This is a genomic window from Micromonospora sp. NPDC049497 (assembly GCF_044465805.1).
Classification (GTDB): Bacteria; Actinomycetota; Actinomycetes; order Mycobacteriales; family Micromonosporaceae; genus Micromonospora.
On the sequence record NZ_JBITMC010000046.1, the window covers coordinates 1 to 1,189 of the forward strand.

At 74.7% G+C, this 1,189-nt stretch carries 1 protein-coding gene; it reads left to right on the forward strand.

Going from position 1 to position 1,189, the window contains the following annotated elements:
* On the forward strand, window positions 1–1,189 hold a 1,189-nt coding region (locus ACIBR0_RS28705; protein ID WP_396720865.1), incomplete at both ends, for a polyketide synthase dehydratase domain-containing protein.

The following is a 1,189-nucleotide window of genomic DNA, read 5'->3' on the forward strand; positions in this document are numbered from 1 at the left end:
GCCGGGCGTGGCGTGCGGGTGACGACCTCTACGCGGAGGTGGCGCTGCCGGAGCCGGTCCGGGGCGACGTCGACGGGTACGGCGTACACCCGGCGTTGCTGGACGCGGCGTTGCACGTCCTGGGGATGACCGACGATGTGCGGGACGGCGTGTGGCTGCCGTTCGTGTGGTCCGGGGTGCGGTTGCACGCCACCGGGGCGACCTCGTTGCGGGTCCGCCTGTCCCGCGCCGCGCCCGACCGCGCCGAACTGGTCGTGCACGACCCCGCCGGGCAGCCGGTGCTGACAGCCCGGTCGCTGGTACTGCGGGAGATACCGCGCCAGGTCACCGGGCCGGCCGCGCCGCGGGTGGACCCGCAGTGGCTGCTTCACGTCGACTGGCCGGTCCTGGCCGACGGGCGGGCGGCGGTTGACGCGGACGACCGGGAGACGATCCGTTTCGCCGCGCTCGGCGTCGACGGGGCTGCCGCCGACCTGCTGCGCCGGACGGTCCCGTCCGCGCCGGTGGCCGACGCGCCGGAGACGGTACACGCCGTCGGCGCGGATGCCGTGGTGGTGCCGTGCTGGACCACCGGCGGCGCGGACGGCCACCGGGCGGACGACGACGTGCCGGAAGCGACGCACCGGTTGACCGAGTCGCTGCTGCGGCTGCTGCAGGGGTGGCTGGCCGAGGAGTCGCTGCCTGACACCCGGCTGGTGGTGCTGACCCGGGGTGCGGTGAGCACGGGGGTGGACGATCGGGTCACCGACCTGGCCGGGGCCGCCTGCTGGGGGCTGGTGCGCTCCAGCCAGACCGAGCACCCGGACCGGATCACCATCGTCGACCTGGACCCCGCCGCCACGGACGACGCGACCGAGCTGCTGGCCCGTGCGGTGGCGGGTGGTGAGCCGCAGCTGGCGATCCGGGACGGCGCGCTCCATGTGCCCCGCCTGGCCCCCGCCCACCGGTCAGCGAATCTACCGCTGCCGGAGAGTGACACCTGGCGGTTGGAGACCACATCAGGCGGCAGCCTGGACAACCTGCTACTGACCCACTGCCCCGACTACGCCGCACCCCTGCAACCCCACCAGGTCCGCGTCCAACTCCACGCCGGCGGCGTCAACTTCCGCGACGTCGTGGTCGCCCTCGGCATCGTCAACGACCCCCGCCCCATCGGCGGCGAAGGCGCCGGCACCATCACCGACATCGG